Origin of the sequence: Burkholderia lata (assembly GCF_902499025.1) — a bacterium.
GTDB lineage: Bacteria > Pseudomonadota > Gammaproteobacteria > Burkholderiales > Burkholderiaceae > Burkholderia > Burkholderia lata_C.
Genome location: NZ_CABVPW010000053.1, coordinates 20,655 through 35,226 on the forward strand (window position 1 = coordinate 20,655; position 14,572 = coordinate 35,226).

Here is a 14,572-nt window from a genome sequence, read left to right on the forward strand (position 1 = left end):
TGCGCTGGCGAGCTGCGGGAATCGTTGGAGCGCCTTGTTCAGGCTGCGGCGAGTTCGGGCCGGCAGGGTTGCGGGGCTGGGGGGCAGAAAGTCTGCCGACGTGTGGCGGCAGGTCGGTTTCCGTTGAGCGCTGGCGGCAGTGACTGGGCGGAGGGCTGCTCGGGGAGCAGTGGAGGGGCCGGCGGGGAAAATCGCCGCGGCACACGCGGCGTGACAGGCGGCCCATCGGACGCGTGGAGATTCGCGCTCGAGGGCCGTCGTGATGGCAGACGCGCAACCGGCAACAGCAATCGGTGCGCAGGCGCGCAGGGACGCCCGCCGTATTGCCGCTTATTGATACATGATCGAGTACATCACCGACGTGTTCACCGTTCCGGCGGTAGCCGCTCCGCCCATCGCGACATATTGCGCGAGGTACGGCAGCGTCGCCGAGCCGTTCGACAGGGCGACCGCCTTCGAGTTTTCATTCGCCTTGCCGACCCCGATCTGGCTTTGATCGCCGCCGTTGAGCAAACTGACCTCGACGTTCTTTGCCGTACCCGACGCGTTGAGCAACTGGCCGGTCGTCGAGTTGACCGTCGTGCCCGCCTCGAAATGCGTGTAGACGTTGCCCGAATTCGGCGCGCAGTTCTTCAGCGTGATGTTGAATGTCGTGCGGCCGGCCGTCGAACCGCCCACGGCAAGGGCCGACGTCGACACCTTCGGCAGCGGCACCGTGAAGTCCTTGCTGCCCGAACCGTTGCCGTCGATCGTGCACGTCTGCGTGCCGATCGTGCCGTTGACCGTGATCGTGCCGTCGGCGGCGTGCGCGATGGCCGGCAGTGCTGCTGCGGCAACCACGGTAAGGGCGGCGATGCCGGAGAATGCGAATTTCATGTCGATTCCTTTGGAACAAGAGTCAATAAACGGATTTCATCTTCACGTCGCGTTGATGTCGTGTCCGACGATGCAGGCGACACGTGATGTCCTCCAGCGATTGCCTTCCAATTTGGACTACTAATCGGAAGCCGGTTTCGGCCGCCGATCAAACGACGGCCGGCCGGAAGCGCCCGACCGATAGCGCTTGGGTGGCGGCCGAACACTCCCGGTGAATACGATGCGCAGCGGGATTTACCCGCTCACTGGTAGCTCATCGTGAACGTTGCGGCGCCCTTCACGGTTCCGGCGGATACGGCGCCGGTCGCGATGTATTGCGCACTCAACGGAATTTGGGTCGTCGATGCCGATGGGCCGACATACCATTGGTTCAGGTTGCCGATCTCGGCCGAATCGGGGCCGTAGCCGACCGGCTGGCCGTTGTTCAGGATGCGCAACTTCACGCCATGCGCAGTGGAGTCCGGGGTCAACGTCAGTTGGTTGCCTCGATTGCCTTGATCCGTCAGGTCGGTCAACGTGACATAGACATTCGTACCTGCCTTGCAGGACAGTCCGATATTGAATCCCGTATCACCGGCGGTCGTGCCCACTGAATTTAATTTGGCTGCGGCGATCGCCGGCAACCGTACGGCGACGCCGGAATTCGCGATCGTGCAGCTTCTAGGCATTTGCGTAATCACGCCCCTGAAGTAAGGGTAGATGTCCCAGTAATGATATCCGCCGGTATCTCCCGGCTTTGGGTTGAGGGCTCCCTGGTTTACGCTTCTCAAATAGGCAATTCTGTATTGGAGGCCGGCAATGTGTGTGACGTTGTATATTAGGTCACTCAATTTTATTGCCTCAACCTTTAATCTTAGTATTCCAGAGATCGGTTTTGATGATGTTGGCGGGGCAAACTGCGTGTATTTTCCAGTGTAGTCGGTCATCAATTGTCCCGTGTCGGCATTCAAAATTCGAAAACCGATGCCCCGCTCTACATCGCCGGTAAGAACGCCTGGGTACACTCCCCCTTCCGGAGTATATCGAAATGTCATGATCTCGAATTTGAATCCGCCGATGCCGTCGATGTTCGCTGGGCAGTTGTATACTATTTCGGCAATCCCGGAGGCGATGACTGATCCATTTGCTGCGTCGAGCGGGATTACTGGATTGTCTAAAAATACTCGGTAACCGGGGGCTGTGCCCGAGCAAGTCAAGTAATTCTTTGCATTTGCCGGGTTGGTGTATCCTGTAAATAAAAAAAGGATGGCCGCGGCGAATATTGATGATCTGGTCATATCGATTTTTTCTTATTGGTTGTTAATCCGTGAATTTGGGTTTTGGGTATTTTGGAAAATGTTGATTTTAATGTTGCCGATGATTCGTGCCGGGATGCTCGTTTATTTGCGCGACGCTGGCCGTGGAGCTGGATCGATGCGAGCTTGTGCGTGAACCGTCATCGCACGTCGAATCGATACGGGCGTAAATCTCCTGCTTGCCAACCTGCACCGGCAACCGATAAACAAACGCGCACGTTTCCGTCGATCGCTCGCCCCATTTCGCGCTCAGCGTTCCGGTTTCCTTCAGACCTCGCACGAACAGCCGGCCGCCTTGCCCCGCTACCCCCACCGTTTTGCCCTGCTCGTCGGAAACCGTTGCGCCGAACGGCAGAGGCGTCCCGTTCGGCTGGCGTACCCTCAACAGCGTCGCCCGTCCGCTGACGGTCGCGAACCGGACCTTCACGACCGAATTCGCGCGCGGTGCGATCTGCTGGCTCGTCGATTGCATCTCGACGTCCAGCGGAATGCCCTTCGGATCGAGATCGATCGTGTTCATCTTGTACGGTGTCAGATAGGGCACCACCGCGTAGCCGAACCGATCGATCTGCGCGTCGGTCGCGTTCGTGATGCGTGCGCCAACCGCATCCTTCGCTTCCACGATCGCAACCGTATCGCCTAGATCGTTGGCGAGCGTTACGCCGCCGGCGTGACCGACCAGTGCGCCTGACAGGCCGCCCGATACGCTTGAGTAAGCTTTGCCGCCGCTCACGCTGCCGGAGAAGGTTGCGTACGGGCCGCGGTATTGCGCGTTGCCGCCGCCAGATACCGTACTGCCGCTACCGCTCGCGTTCACGCCGTACGTGAACTCGCCGGATTGCCCGGCCGACCCGCTCAGCGACATCTGGCCGGTCGTTCCGCCCTGGCTGTCCCGCGTGGTGCTCGCGGTCAAGGTCGGCGCGTACGCACTCCGACCGAGCGGCACCGTGAAATTCAGGTAGACCTGATTGTTCAATTGGCCCGTGAAGCCGTCGCGCTGCCGCGATACCGACAGGTTGTAGCTCAGGTTGACGCCCCCCAACCGCAGGCTGTTGTTGTAGCCGAGCTGGAACTGCGTCGTGGTGCCCTGCCGGTTCCAGTAGCTGGCAGTCGACCCCACCGCGAACACGCTGCCGCGCTGTTCCCCGAGTGACTGGTTCAGCGTGAGCTGGATCTGGTTGCGCTGGCGGTATGCGATGCTCGGATCGGTGCCCGCTGCCGCGCGTTCGCGCGCATACATCGCATCACGCATGCCCCAGTAGCCGCTCGACGAGTAGCGATAGGCTGCAACCGCGATATGGGTGTCGGTCGCTTCGACGAGCTTGCTGTAGCTTACTCGCACGCTCTGGCCGCTCGTGTTCGTCGCGCCGGGAATATTTGCCTTCGCCTGTGTGACATCGAATGCCACCGCGCCCAGCGGCGTGTTGAACGCCGCGCCGATGATGCCGGCGAGATAGTTTTCCGCGACGATTGCACCCGCATAGCCCGTCAGCAGATTGTTGATGCCGCGCTGATACGTGGCCTGTACGAAGTTCGGGTGACGATTCAACTGCGTCTCGCGCAACTGACCGACCGCGACGCCATAACGCGACAGGCCAGCGCGAAGCGACTGCGCAACGGCCGCATACGGCACGGTGAAGCTGTGCTTCTTGCCATCCGCCTCGATCACGGTGACGAGCAGGTTGCCGCCATAGCCTGTCGGATAGAGATCGTCGATCTGGAACGGCCCCGGCGCGACGTTGGTTTCGTACAGGACGCTGCCGTTCTGCGAGACTTCGACGTGCGCATTGCTTTGTGCGACGCCGCGAATCACGGGCGCATAACCGCGCATCGAATCAGGCAGCATCCGGTCGTCGGATTCGAGCGTGACGCCGCGCATGCCTACGCTGTCGAACAACGTGCCGTCGGTGTAGGTCTCGCCGATCCTCAACTGGCTGCGCCACGTCGGCAGATCCCGCTGCACATAGGTGTTGATGCTCTGGTACCGGCTGTCACCCGTGGATTGCGAGGTATACGTGCCGTTGTGCCGAAAGTGCCAGTTCGCGACGTTGACGCCGGCGACGAGCCCCACGTATCCCTGCGTGGTGGTGTAGCCCGACGATGAACTGCGAAAAACGTTCGCGTTGTATTTGACCGTCGCGGACGGCACGCCGCCGTCCAGCAACTCCGGACTCACGTAGCCACGCGGATTCCGCAGCAACGCCGCCTGCGGGATGCTCACGTTCAGGCGCAAGTCGCCCATATCGAATTCATACGACGCGTCGTCGACCAGCTTCGCCACGTCTGTGCAGCCGCCTTCCTGGACGCGCGCCAGCTCGGCGTGACCGGAGTCGGTCAGCGCTCCGCTGTCGAGACCGAGCCGCGCGACCAGCGTGTGATCGAAGCAGGCTCGAGCGCTCACCTCGCCTTCGCTGGCGTCGAAACGTACCGACGCACGACCGTTCCATCGACCGTTGATGTAGAGGTCGAGCAGATAGTTGCCCGGTGCGATCGGATTGCCTTTCGCGAAGCGGTCGAGATCGAGTCGCTGCCCGCGCGGCTTCATCATCAACGTATCGTTGAAGCGAACCTGCGCGACGTCGAAATTGCCCGCCGGCCCATCTTGGGCCTCGGATGCGCCCGCATTCGCGATCCAGCTGCCAAGTGCCCCCAGAACGAACAGGCAGCTCGGTTTGAGCGGGAAATGCCCGATGGCTTCTGGCGGCCCGGTGAAATGAATCGGTCGCATGAATTCCGTGTTTTGATGCCGCATCGTCATGATGTGAGCGACGGTTTGCCCGCAGCGGCGCAATGGCCGCCGCTCTTGGTCCGGTATGGGATCAATCAGTACACGGGATGCGCAGCGTTAGCGCGCAGCCTTCGGCGCATAGCTGCCCTGGGTGCCCGCGCCGTAGTCGTTGAGGAATGTGTAGTCGACTTGGAGCGGGCCGGCCGGTAATGACGGCACATTGCCGACATCGAACTGCGCGGTCGACTTCGGCGCGACCATTCCGCCTGTGTCGCTCTTCCAGGTCGACTTGCCGGCCTTGACGGTGAACCGGCTGAACGTCACGTGATAGGGCGTCGGGTTCGTTGCTTCGAGCGTGTAGCCGCCGCCCGGCTTCTGCGTGAAATTCCAGCTGACCTTCCCGGCCGATTCGTCGGCCGCGCCTTGCAACCCGGCAGGGCGGAAGAACAGCTTGAGGCGGGACCGGAACGCGAGCTGCAACACGTTCGGTGTGTCGGGATCGTCTGCAGCCTGCGGGGGCACGTCGAGCACGTTCAGCCAATAAAGCACTTCCTGGTCTTGGGTGACGGGCTCCTTCGTGTAGATGAGTCGCAGGCTTTGCCCCTTCTTCGGATCGAGCCTGAACAGCGGTGGCGTCAGCGTGAACGGTACTTGCGAATCGTCCGGCAACGCGTTGGCGTTCCCGTCATCCACCCAGGCCTGGACGAGCGACGGCTTGTCGCCTTCGTTCGTCAGCTTCACTGTGACCTCGCGTTCCCTTTCTGGATACACGACGCGCGTGGCGCCGATCACCACGCCGGCGTCAGATGCGCTTGGGCCGAGCAGCGTCGCGGCCAGCATGGCGGCACCTGCGTTCGAGCGCCAGTTCTTCCGGAGGCTCATCGCCAATTTCCTTTTTTGATTCATGCAGAAGTGCGCCCCTGGATCGGGCGAGGCCAGGCGCAGCCCGGAACAGCAACTGCCCTGGCCGGCCGGTCAAGTGACCAGATTATTGATAGGCGAGCGAATACAGAACCGATGTGCCCACCGTGCCCGCGGTGGCTGCGCCGCCCGTCGCGACGTATTGCGCGGAGTAGTCGAGCGTTGCCGCGCCGCCTGAAATCGCCACGATTTGCGAGTTCTGCTGTGCGAGCGCCGCGCCGAGCTTGATGTTCGAGCCGTCCTTGTTCAGCAGACCGACTTCGACGTTCGTTGCCGTGCCGGTCGCGTTCCGCAACTGGCCAGTCGCCGCATTGACCGTGGTGCCCGGTTCGAAGTACACCGAAACATTGCCGGAATTCGGCGAGCAGTTGGACAGCGCGATCTTGAACGGCTTGCGGCCCGCCGTCGTGCCGGACGAGGACAATGCCGACGTCGACACGGTGGGCAGCATGACGGTGAAATCCTTGCCGCCGCCGTCGCCCGAGATGGTGCAGGTCTGTGCGGTGACTTCACCCGTGATCGTGATCGTGCCGTCTGCTGCGTGAGCCGAGTTGGCCGCGGCGACGAGACCCGCTGTCGCGAGCAGCATGGAAAGTGCTTTCTTGGACATGTAAGTACCTGTTAGAGGTGGTCCTGCGTCGAACGACGACGCACCGACGGTTCCTCTGCGCTGTCCGCCGCTCTTGCGAAGACTCGTTGGCAACAGCGCAGGAAACAGGTGACATTGTTTCCGGGTAAGTGAATGGAGAGAATTGGACAATCTTTAAGATCGTCGTGAATTGAATCGTTCTGGCACGAAAATCTTTCAAGTTGGCCCGAATTCGAGTGAAACGTTACAAAGCTTTGACGTTTGGGGCTGGGATTCGCCTACGAATTGCGGCTGCGGCGCGCATTCGCGCAGCACAACGTGTGCTGGACTCGGGGTTACCTGAGAGGCGAGCGCGAATCTTCAAGAGAGGGGTGACGAATCGGCATTCGTCATGAATCGGCCGCGCGATGGAGGCAGGCTTGAGGGTGGGCGCGCGCCAGGCGACGAGCGTTGGAGGCTACTCGCTTTGCTTGTACCGGAACACTGGCGGAACCGGTTGGCCCCGTCGTTTCTTTCTTGGCGGGTCGAAATGCAGTCCATTGCCGGCCACCCGGATACAGTAACGACGGCGGGTGCACAACCGGTCAGGCCGCCCCGCGCATCACTGCAGGATCAGCCGCAAATGCGCGTCGGCTTGCTCGCCCGGCGGTCTCTGAAACCCGCCCTTCGCGAAGCGGTGCCACCGGCCGATCACATAGCTGACGAGCAGGCTCGCGCGAGCGCCGGGATCGTAGTCGGCCGGCAACGCGAACGGCGCGGCACCGTCCTGCGGCGCATTGGCCTCGGTGCGCGCGACCCTCAGGCATTGCTTGACGGTCGCCTCGATCCGGTCGAGCAGCTGGTTCACGCGTTCGGTGAGCCGCTCGTCCTCGCCGACCAGCGCCTCGCCGGTCAGCACGCGCGTCATGCCGGGGTTCTTCGCGGCGAAGTTGAGCATCGTCAGTGCGATCGTGCGTGCCTGCTGCACGCCGTTCGGCTCCTTCGCGACGATCTGGTTGACGAGCCCGAACAGGGCCTGCTCGATGAACTCGATCAGCCCTTCGTACATCTTCGCCTTGCTGGTGAAATGCCGGTACAGCGCGGCTTCCGACACGTCGAGCCGCGCCGCGAGCGCGGCGGTCGTGATTTTCTCGGGCTTGGGTGCCTCGAGCATCGCCGCGAGCGTCTGCAGGATCATCACGCGGCGCTCGCCCGGCTTCGGGCGCGCGCGGGTGGGTGTGGCCTGGTCTTCCTTTACGGCTTGGTCCTGCGGGTAAGTCGGCTGCATTTCTGTCGCCCCGATCGTGTGCCCAGTCGGAGCGATTTTAACGAACGAATGCGTTGATCGACATAGTGCGGGCGACCGGTGGTCGGTAAATGGCCGGGCAGGTGGCCGGTGATCCACACCGTACCGATGCCGAGGCGCTTGTAGCGCTTCAGGTGGCCGCGCGTATCCTCGACGAGGATCGCGTCTTCCATGCGCGCGTTCGCGGCGCGCAGCGTCCGGCGCAGCATCGTGTGATCGGGCTTCGCGCGCCACGTGCGGCGGTCGCGCATGTGCTCGATCGCGATCACGCGCTCGAACAGCCGCTCGATCCGCAACTCGCGCAGCACCGCGCGCGCGTAGTTCTCAGGCGCGTTGGTCAGCACGAACTTGCGCCCGGGGAGCGCGGCGACGATGCGCGCCAGTCCGCGTTCGGCGCGCAGCATCGCGGGCAGGTCGGAAAACGTGTGGACCACGCGCAGGAAGTCGTGCGGATCGATCGGATGATGGCGCGTGAGGCCGAGGAGCGCGGCGCCGTAGCGCTCGGTGTAGCCGTTGCGCAGGCGGTCGGCTTCGGCGCGCTCGACCTGCAGCGCGTCGATGATGTACTGCGTCATCGCGCGGTTGATCTCGGGAAAGATCGCGTGCGATGCGTGGTGAAGGGTGTTGTCGAGATCGAACAGCCACACCGGCGCGCCGGCGCGGGGCCGGCTGCGCGACACGCGCCGGCGCCGCAGCGGGGCCGGCAAGTCGGGTGTGGCGGTCTTGCTGCGTGGTCTCAATGCGAGCGGATCATCGTGCCGAACGGCTGCTCGGTCAGGATTTCCAGCAGTACCGAGTGCTCGATCCGGCCGTCGACGATGTGCACCGACTTCACGCCGCTCTTCGCGGCGTCGAGCGCCGACGAGATCTTCGGCAGCATGCCGCCCGAGATCGTGCCGTCTTCGAACAGTGCGTCGATCTCGCGTGCGGAGAGGTCGGTCAGCAGGTTGCCGTCCTTGTCCATCACGCCCGGGATGTTGGTCATCATCAGCAGCTTCTCGGCGTTCAGCACGGTGGCGAGCTTGCCCGCGACGAGGTCGGCGTTGATGTTGTACGACAGACCATCTTCACCGAAGCCGATCGGCGAGATTACCGGGATGAACGCGTCGTCCTGCAGCGCCTTCACGACCGCCGGGTTGATCGCCTCGACTTCGCCGACCTGGCCGATGTCGATGTACTGGCCCGGGTTGTCGCGGTCCGGCATCAGCAGCTTGCGCGCGTGGATCAGGCCGCCGTCCTTGCCCGTCAGGCCCACCGCGTGGCCGCCGAAGTGGTTGATCAGCATCACGATGTCCTGCTGCACTTCGCCGCCGAGCACCCATTCGACGACTTCCATCGTCTCTTCGTCGGTGACGCGCATGCCCTGGATGAAGGTGCCGGCCTTGCCGATCTTCTTCAGTGCGTGATCGATCTGCGGACCGCCGCCGTGGACGATCACCGGATTGATGCCGACCAGTTTCAGCAGGATCACGTCGCGCGCGAAGCCTTGCTTGAGCCGCTCTTCCGTCATCGCGTTGCCGCCGTATTTGATGACCACGGTCTTGCCGTGGTAACGGCGAATGTACGGCAGTGCCTCGGCGAGGATTTCTGCTTTCAGCGTGGGGGCGATCTGCGAGAGGTCGATGGGCTCGGACATGGCGGCGGCTCTGGCTGGGAACGTTGAAACACGGCGAATTGTACAGGAGTGGCGCAGCGCAGCATCGGGTTTTTGGACGGGCCGGAACACCGGCGGCGCAGGTGCGCCGTGTCGCGCCGCGGCCCGCCGGCTATGGCGCGGCGGCCGTTGCGCATGCGCCGCGGGGAGGTGTCGCCGGGTTCATTCGGCCGCGTTCGGCGGGGACGACCCCGTCCGGACGGCCGGCGTGCAAAATCCGTTCGCCGCGCTATGCTTGTCGCGTAGGGCGACTTCACGCCCGCTTTCCCGCTTTCGCGACGCCGCCATGACCGATTCCGCCGCCGACGCCCGTTCCGTCCCGCGCCGCGCGCGCTGCCCGCACTGCGGGCGCAGCTTCGACTGCGGCGCCCGCACGCAGCCGTTCGAATGCTGGTGCGCGTCGATGCCGGTCTTGCCCGCCGGCGCGCCGCCCGCGGCCGGCGCACGCTGCCGGTGCCCCGAGTGCCTGGCCGACGAGATCGCGCAGCGGATGGCCGGCGCGGCCCGCTGACGGCACTGGCCGCGCACGCGGAGCGTCCCGTTCGCCGCACGCCGATCCGGCCCCGCTAGAGGCGCCGCCCGCTAAACGGGTAAACTGCTCGGATGCAACGAATCACCACCACCGGGCGCGTCAACCTCAGTCACCTGTTCTGGCTTCGCAATCTCGCGATCATCGGCCAGCTCGTGACGATCGGCGTCGTGCAGACCTATTTCGGCGTGCATCTGCCGTTGCCGGCGATGCTGATGGTCATCGCGCTTGAAATCGTTTTCAACGGGCTGACCTGGGTGCGCGTGCTGCGCGCGCGGCCCGAGACCAATTTTGAGCTGCTCGGCCAGCTGTGGGTCGACCTCGGCGCGCTGTCCGCACTGCTGTTCCTGTCGGGCGGCACGACCAACCCGTTCGTGTCGCTGTACCTGCCTTCGCTCGCGATCGCGGCGGCCGTGCTGCCGTGGCACCTGATGATCTGGCTCGCGGCGTTCGCGGTCGCGTGCTACGCGGCGCTCGGCTTCGATTCGGTGCCGCTCAACATGGACAATCCCGCGAACCTGTTCGACTACTACCGTACCGGGATGTGGGCGAACTTCATGGTCAGCGTCGGGCTGATCGCGTGGTTCGTCGCGCGCATGTCGAATGCGCTGCGCCAGCGCGATTCGGCGCTCGGCGAAGCGCAGCAGCACCTGCTGCGCGACGAGCGGGCGGTCGCGCTCGGCGTGCAGGCCGCCACCGTCGCGCACGAGATGGGCACGCCGCTGTCGACGATCGCGATGCTCGCCGAAGAACTGCGCGACGCCGCCCGCGACGATCCGGGGCTGGCCCGCTACGAGGCCGACCTGAAGGTGCTCGAGGAACAGATGTCGCTCTGCACGTCGGCGCTCGCGCGCTTGCGCAGCCGTGCGAGCGCGCCCGCGAGCCGCCAGCCGGTGGACGACTGGCTCGACACGTTCGTCGAGCACTGGCGCCTGCGGCATCCGCACGTGCAGTTCGAATCGCTCGGCGCGCGCCCGGCGGGCGTCGCGCTCGACGACACGGTCGCGGCCGGCCAGATCCTGACGATCCTGCTCGACAACGCCGCGCGCGCGAGCCCGCAGCGCGTGACGCTGGCCGCGAAGGTCGCGCACGCCGGCACGGCCGACGAGATCGAATTCGAGGTATGCGACGACGGGCCCGGCATTCCGGCCTCGCTGCGTGAATCGCTCGGCGCGATGCCGGTCGACAGCACGCAGGGCGGGCACGGGGTCGGCCTGTATCTCGCGTTCAGCGCGGCCGCGCGGCTCGGCGGCGAGATCGAACTGTCCGATGTCGTGCCGCGCGCGGCGGGCGGCAACGGGCGGGCCGGCAGTGCGGCGAATGGTCACGCCACGGCAGGCTCGGCACAGCGCGGGGGCCAGCGCCCGGCCGAACGGACAACCGGCACGCCGGACAGCCGCCCGGCCGGCACGAGCGCCGCGCGCGGCACGCGGGCCGTGCTGCGCCTGCCGGTCGTGCGCATCGCGGCGTCGGCCGCCTCAACCAACACGTAGACGGAGAAACCACATGAGCGAGAACAATTTCCTGGTGATCGACGACAACGAGGTGTTCGCGGGCACGCTCGCGCGCGGCCTCGAGCGCCGCGGTTACGCGGTCCAGCAGGCGCACGACAAGGAGGCGGCGCTGCGGCTCGCCGCGGGCGGCAAGTTCCAGTTCATCACCGTCGACCTGCATCTCGGCGAAGATTCGGGCCTGAGCCTGATCGCGCCGCTGTGCGACCTGCAGCCCGATGCGCGGATCCTGGTGCTGACCGGCTACGCGAGCATCGCGACCGCCGTGCAGGCGGTGAAGGAAGGCGCCGACAACTATCTCGCGAAGCCCGCGAACGTCGAGTCGATCCTGGCCGCGCTGCAGACCAACGCGACCGAAGTGCAGGCTGACGAAGCGCTCGAGAATCCGGTCGTGCTGTCGGTCGACCGGCTCGAGTGGGAGCACATCCAGCGCGTGCTGGCCGAGAACAACAACAATATTTCGGCGACCGCGCGTGCGCTGAACATGCACCGCCGCACGCTGCAGCGCAAGCTCGCGAAGAAGCCGGTGCGGCAGTAAACAGGGCTTGCGCCCGGCGCGTCAGCCGGGCGGGCTCGGGGCCCGCGACAGGCAGGCGACGATCTCGCGTTTCAGCAGGCGCGTGATGAGCGCCGAGTAGATGAGGTTCCCGAGCAGCGGCGCGGATCCGCCGACGATGATGGCGCTGGCCATCGGCCACGGTGTTGCCGATACGCTATTCGCGATGGACTTGAGGCCGATGCTGATCGCCACGCTGGCGAGTGCGATGCCTGCCAGCGTGCCCAGCCACGCGAGCACAAACGCGACGTTGTAGCGCCGCAGCGACTCCCGCCTGATCCGGCGCAAGAGCGACAGGATGTCGGCGCGCGTAAGCGTGAGCAGAGCCGGCACGATTCGGCCGGCGATGGACGGGTAGATGGTCATTCGGAAGTGGTGACGAATACGTCTGTTCGTAGCCAGAGGAGTCCAAATTATAGGGACGCACCGAAATGCTTGCCATCAGCCGCGTTCCGGGGGGCGGCATGTGCGCCGCATCGCGTGACCATGAAAAAACGGGCGACCCCGTGAGGGGCCGCCCGTTTTTCGTCGGATGCCGCGCGCGTTACAGCACGTAGCGCGACAGGTCTTCGTCCTGCGACACTTCGCCGAGCGCGCGATCGACATACTTCGCGTCGATCGTCACGCGTTCGCCGGCGTGGTTGCCGGCCGAGAAAGACACTTCCTCGAGCAGTTTCTCGATCACCGTGTACAGCCGGCGCGCACCGATGTTCTCGGTCTTCTCATTGACCGAATAGGCGATCTCCGCGAGACGGCGAATACCGTCGTCGGCGAATTCGAGCTGCACGTCTTCGGTCGCGAGCAGCGCCTGGTACTGCTTGACGAGGCTTGCGTCGGTGGCGACGAGGATCGCTTCGAAGTCGTTCACCGACAGCGAGTCGAGCTCGACGCGGATCGGGAAGCGGCCCTGCAGTTCGGGAATCAGGTCGCTCGGCTTCGCGAGGTGGAACGCGCCGCTCGCGATGAACAGGATGTGATCGGTCTTCACCATCCCGTACTTCGTGTTGATCGTCGTGCCTTCGACGAGCGGCAGCAGGTCGCGCTGCACGCCCTGGCGCGACACTTCGCCGCCGCTGCCTTCGTTGTTGCGCGACGTGATCTTGTCGATCTCGTCGAGGAACACGATGCCGTTCTGCTCGACGTTCTGCACGGCCTTCGTCTTCACTTCCTCGTCGTTCAGCATCTTCGCCGCTTCCTCGTCGGTCAGCAGCTTCAGCGCTTCCTTGATCTTCACCTTGCGGCGCTGCTTCTTGCCGCTGCCGAGGTTCGAGAACATCGAGCGGATCTGCTCGGTCATCTCTTCCATCCCCGGCGGCGCCATGATGTCCATGCCGGCCGACGGCTGCTCGAGGTCGAGCTCGACTTCCTTGTCGTCGAGCTGGCCTTCACGCAGGCGCTTGCGGAAGGTCTGGCGCGTCGCGTTGTTGTCGTCGTTCGCGTGCTCGGCATTGCCGCCGAAGCCCACCGCGCGCGGTTGCGGCAGCAGGATGTCGAGGATGCGGTCTTCCGCCTGGTCGGTCGCCTTGCTGCGCACCTTGCGCATCTCGGTTTCGCGCGTCTGCTTGACCGAGATCTCGATCAGGTCGCGCACGATGCTGTCGACGTCGCGGCCGACGTAGCCGACTTCGGTGAACTTGGTCGCTTCGATCTTGATGAACGGCGCATCGGCGAGCTTCGCGAGGCGGCGTGCGATTTCGGTCTTGCCGACACCCGTCGGCCCGATCATCAGGATGTTCTTCGGCGTGATTTCCTGGCGCAGCGGGTCGGCGACCTGCTGGCGGCGCCAGCGGTTACGCAGCGCGACCGCGACGGCCTTCTTCGCCTTCGCCTGGCCGATGATGTGCTTGTCGAGTTCCGAGACGATCTCGGCAGGGGTCATGGTGCTCATGGTGCGGTCCTTACTCGATCGTTTCGATGATGCGGTTGTGGTTCGTGTAGATGCACATGTCGCCGGCGATCTGGAGCGACTTCTCGACGATCTCGCGCGGCGACAGCTCGGTGTTCTCCGCGAGCGCGCGGGCTGCTGCCTGCGCATACGCACCGCCCGAGCCGATCGCGCAGATGCCTTCTTCGGGGTCGAGCACGTCGCCGTTGCCGGTGATCACGAGCGTGGTGGTGGCGTCGGCCGTGATCAGCATCGCCTCGAGGCGGCGCAGCATCCGGTCGGTGCGCCAGTCCTTCGCGAGCTCGACGGCCGCGCGGGTCAGGTTGCCCTGGTGCTTCTCGAGCTTCGCCTCGAAGCGGTCGAGCAGCGAGAACGCATCGGCGGTGCCGCCCGCGAATCCGACCAGCACCTGGTTGTTGTAGATCCGCCGCACTTTCCGCGCGCCACCCTTCATGACGATGTTGCCGAGGGTTACCTGGCCGTCGCCGCCGAGCGCGACCTTGTCGCCGCGTCGGACCGAAACGATGGTCGTGCCGTGAAATTGCTCCATCTGCGTTCCTTGAGAAAAACGGGGGAAGGCGGGGGCGCGGGGCGCCGCCGCGTAAATCCGCAGTGCGCCGGGAAGCGGCCCGGCGCGCGTCCGTTTCATTTTAGGGCGGGCGCCGGGATATCAAGAGGCAGGGGAGGCAAATCGGCGGCCGGCGGGGAGCCGGTGCCGGAAAAACAAAAAGCGCGCGGCAGGC

At 64.6% G+C, this 14,572-nt stretch carries 14 protein-coding genes; 3 read left to right on the forward strand and 11 right to left on the reverse strand.

The window, feature by feature from the left end; translation table 11 throughout:
- Positions 1-330: 330 nt before the first annotated feature.
- The 8 genes from BDI24065_RS36290 to argB form a co-directional block, all read right to left on the reverse strand.
- Positions 331-876, reverse strand: coding sequence for a fimbrial protein (locus BDI24065_RS36290; RefSeq protein WP_175035216.1), 546 nt, complete (start codon positions 874-876; stop codon positions 331-333).
- Between the two features lie 242 nt (positions 877-1,118).
- A complete protein-coding gene (locus BDI24065_RS36295) occupies positions 1,119-2,153 on the reverse strand; it encodes a fimbrial protein (protein ID WP_175035217.1) in 1,035 nt (344 codons plus the stop codon).
- A gap of 67 nt (positions 2,154-2,220) precedes the next feature.
- Positions 2,221-4,899 carry a fimbria/pilus outer membrane usher protein gene (locus BDI24065_RS36300; RefSeq protein WP_175035218.1) on the reverse strand — a complete coding sequence of 893 codons (2,679 nt, stop codon included), beginning with the start codon at positions 4,897-4,899 and terminating at the stop codon, positions 2,221-2,223.
- A 117-nt stretch (positions 4,900-5,016) separates the two neighbouring features.
- On the reverse strand, positions 5,017-5,781 hold the full coding sequence (locus BDI24065_RS36305; protein WP_175035219.1) for a fimbrial biogenesis chaperone: 765 nt from the start codon (positions 5,779-5,781) through the stop codon (positions 5,017-5,019).
- 106 nt (positions 5,782-5,887) lie between these two features.
- Positions 5,888-6,430, reverse strand: coding sequence for a fimbrial protein (locus BDI24065_RS36310; protein ID WP_175035240.1), 543 nt, complete (start codon positions 6,428-6,430; stop codon positions 5,888-5,890).
- 580 nt (positions 6,431-7,010) lie between these two features.
- Positions 7,011-7,676, reverse strand: a complete 666-nt coding sequence (gene slmA / locus BDI24065_RS36315; RefSeq protein ID WP_175035220.1) for a nucleoid occlusion factor SlmA — start codon at positions 7,674-7,676, stop codon at positions 7,011-7,013.
- Positions 7,643-8,434, reverse strand: a complete 792-nt coding sequence (locus tag BDI24065_RS36320) for a pyrimidine 5'-nucleotidase (RefSeq protein ID WP_175035221.1) — start codon at positions 8,432-8,434, stop codon at positions 7,643-7,645. The genes slmA and BDI24065_RS36320 overlap by 34 nt, the downstream gene beginning before the upstream one ends.
- Complete coding sequence (gene argB, locus BDI24065_RS36325; protein ID WP_006490510.1) at positions 8,431-9,330, reverse strand: acetylglutamate kinase; 900 nt, start codon at positions 9,328-9,330, stop codon at positions 8,431-8,433. Before argB ends, BDI24065_RS36320 begins: the two co-directional genes overlap by 4 nt.
- Before the next feature lie 304 nt (positions 9,331-9,634).
- Between argB and BDI24065_RS36330 the strand changes: the two genes are divergently transcribed.
- The 3 genes from BDI24065_RS36330 (at position 9,635) to BDI24065_RS36340 (ending at position 11,926) form a co-directional block, all read left to right on the forward strand.
- A complete protein-coding gene (locus BDI24065_RS36330; protein ID WP_175035222.1) occupies positions 9,635-9,859 on the forward strand; it encodes a cysteine-rich CWC family protein in 225 nt (74 codons plus the stop codon).
- A gap of 92 nt (positions 9,860-9,951) precedes the next feature.
- Positions 9,952-11,370, forward strand: coding sequence for an ATP-binding protein (locus tag BDI24065_RS36335; protein WP_175035223.1), 1,419 nt, complete (start codon positions 9,952-9,954; stop codon positions 11,368-11,370).
- A 13-nt stretch (positions 11,371-11,383) separates the two neighbouring features.
- On the forward strand, positions 11,384-11,926 hold the full coding sequence (locus BDI24065_RS36340; RefSeq protein ID WP_021156278.1) for a response regulator transcription factor: 543 nt from the start codon (positions 11,384-11,386) through the stop codon (positions 11,924-11,926).
- Between the two features lie 21 nt (positions 11,927-11,947).
- Here BDI24065_RS36340 and BDI24065_RS36345 read toward each other — a convergent pair whose 3' ends face one another.
- The 3 genes from BDI24065_RS36345 to hslV all read right to left on the reverse strand — a co-directional run bounded on the left by BDI24065_RS36345 (position 11,948) and on the right by hslV (position 14,379).
- Positions 11,948-12,310 carry a hypothetical protein gene (locus BDI24065_RS36345; protein WP_175035224.1) on the reverse strand — a complete coding sequence of 121 codons (363 nt, stop codon included), beginning with the start codon at positions 12,308-12,310 and terminating at the stop codon, positions 11,948-11,950.
- Positions 12,311-12,488: 178 nt separating this feature from the next.
- Positions 12,489-13,832: an ATP-dependent protease ATPase subunit HslU gene (gene hslU / locus BDI24065_RS36350; protein ID WP_175035225.1), complete on the reverse strand. Its 1,344-nt coding sequence runs from the start codon at positions 13,830-13,832 to the stop codon at positions 12,489-12,491.
- 10 nt (positions 13,833-13,842) lie between these two features.
- Positions 13,843-14,379, reverse strand: coding sequence for an ATP-dependent protease subunit HslV (gene hslV / locus BDI24065_RS36355; RefSeq protein WP_175035226.1), 537 nt, complete (start codon positions 14,377-14,379; stop codon positions 13,843-13,845).
- Positions 14,380-14,572 lie beyond the last annotated feature (193 nt).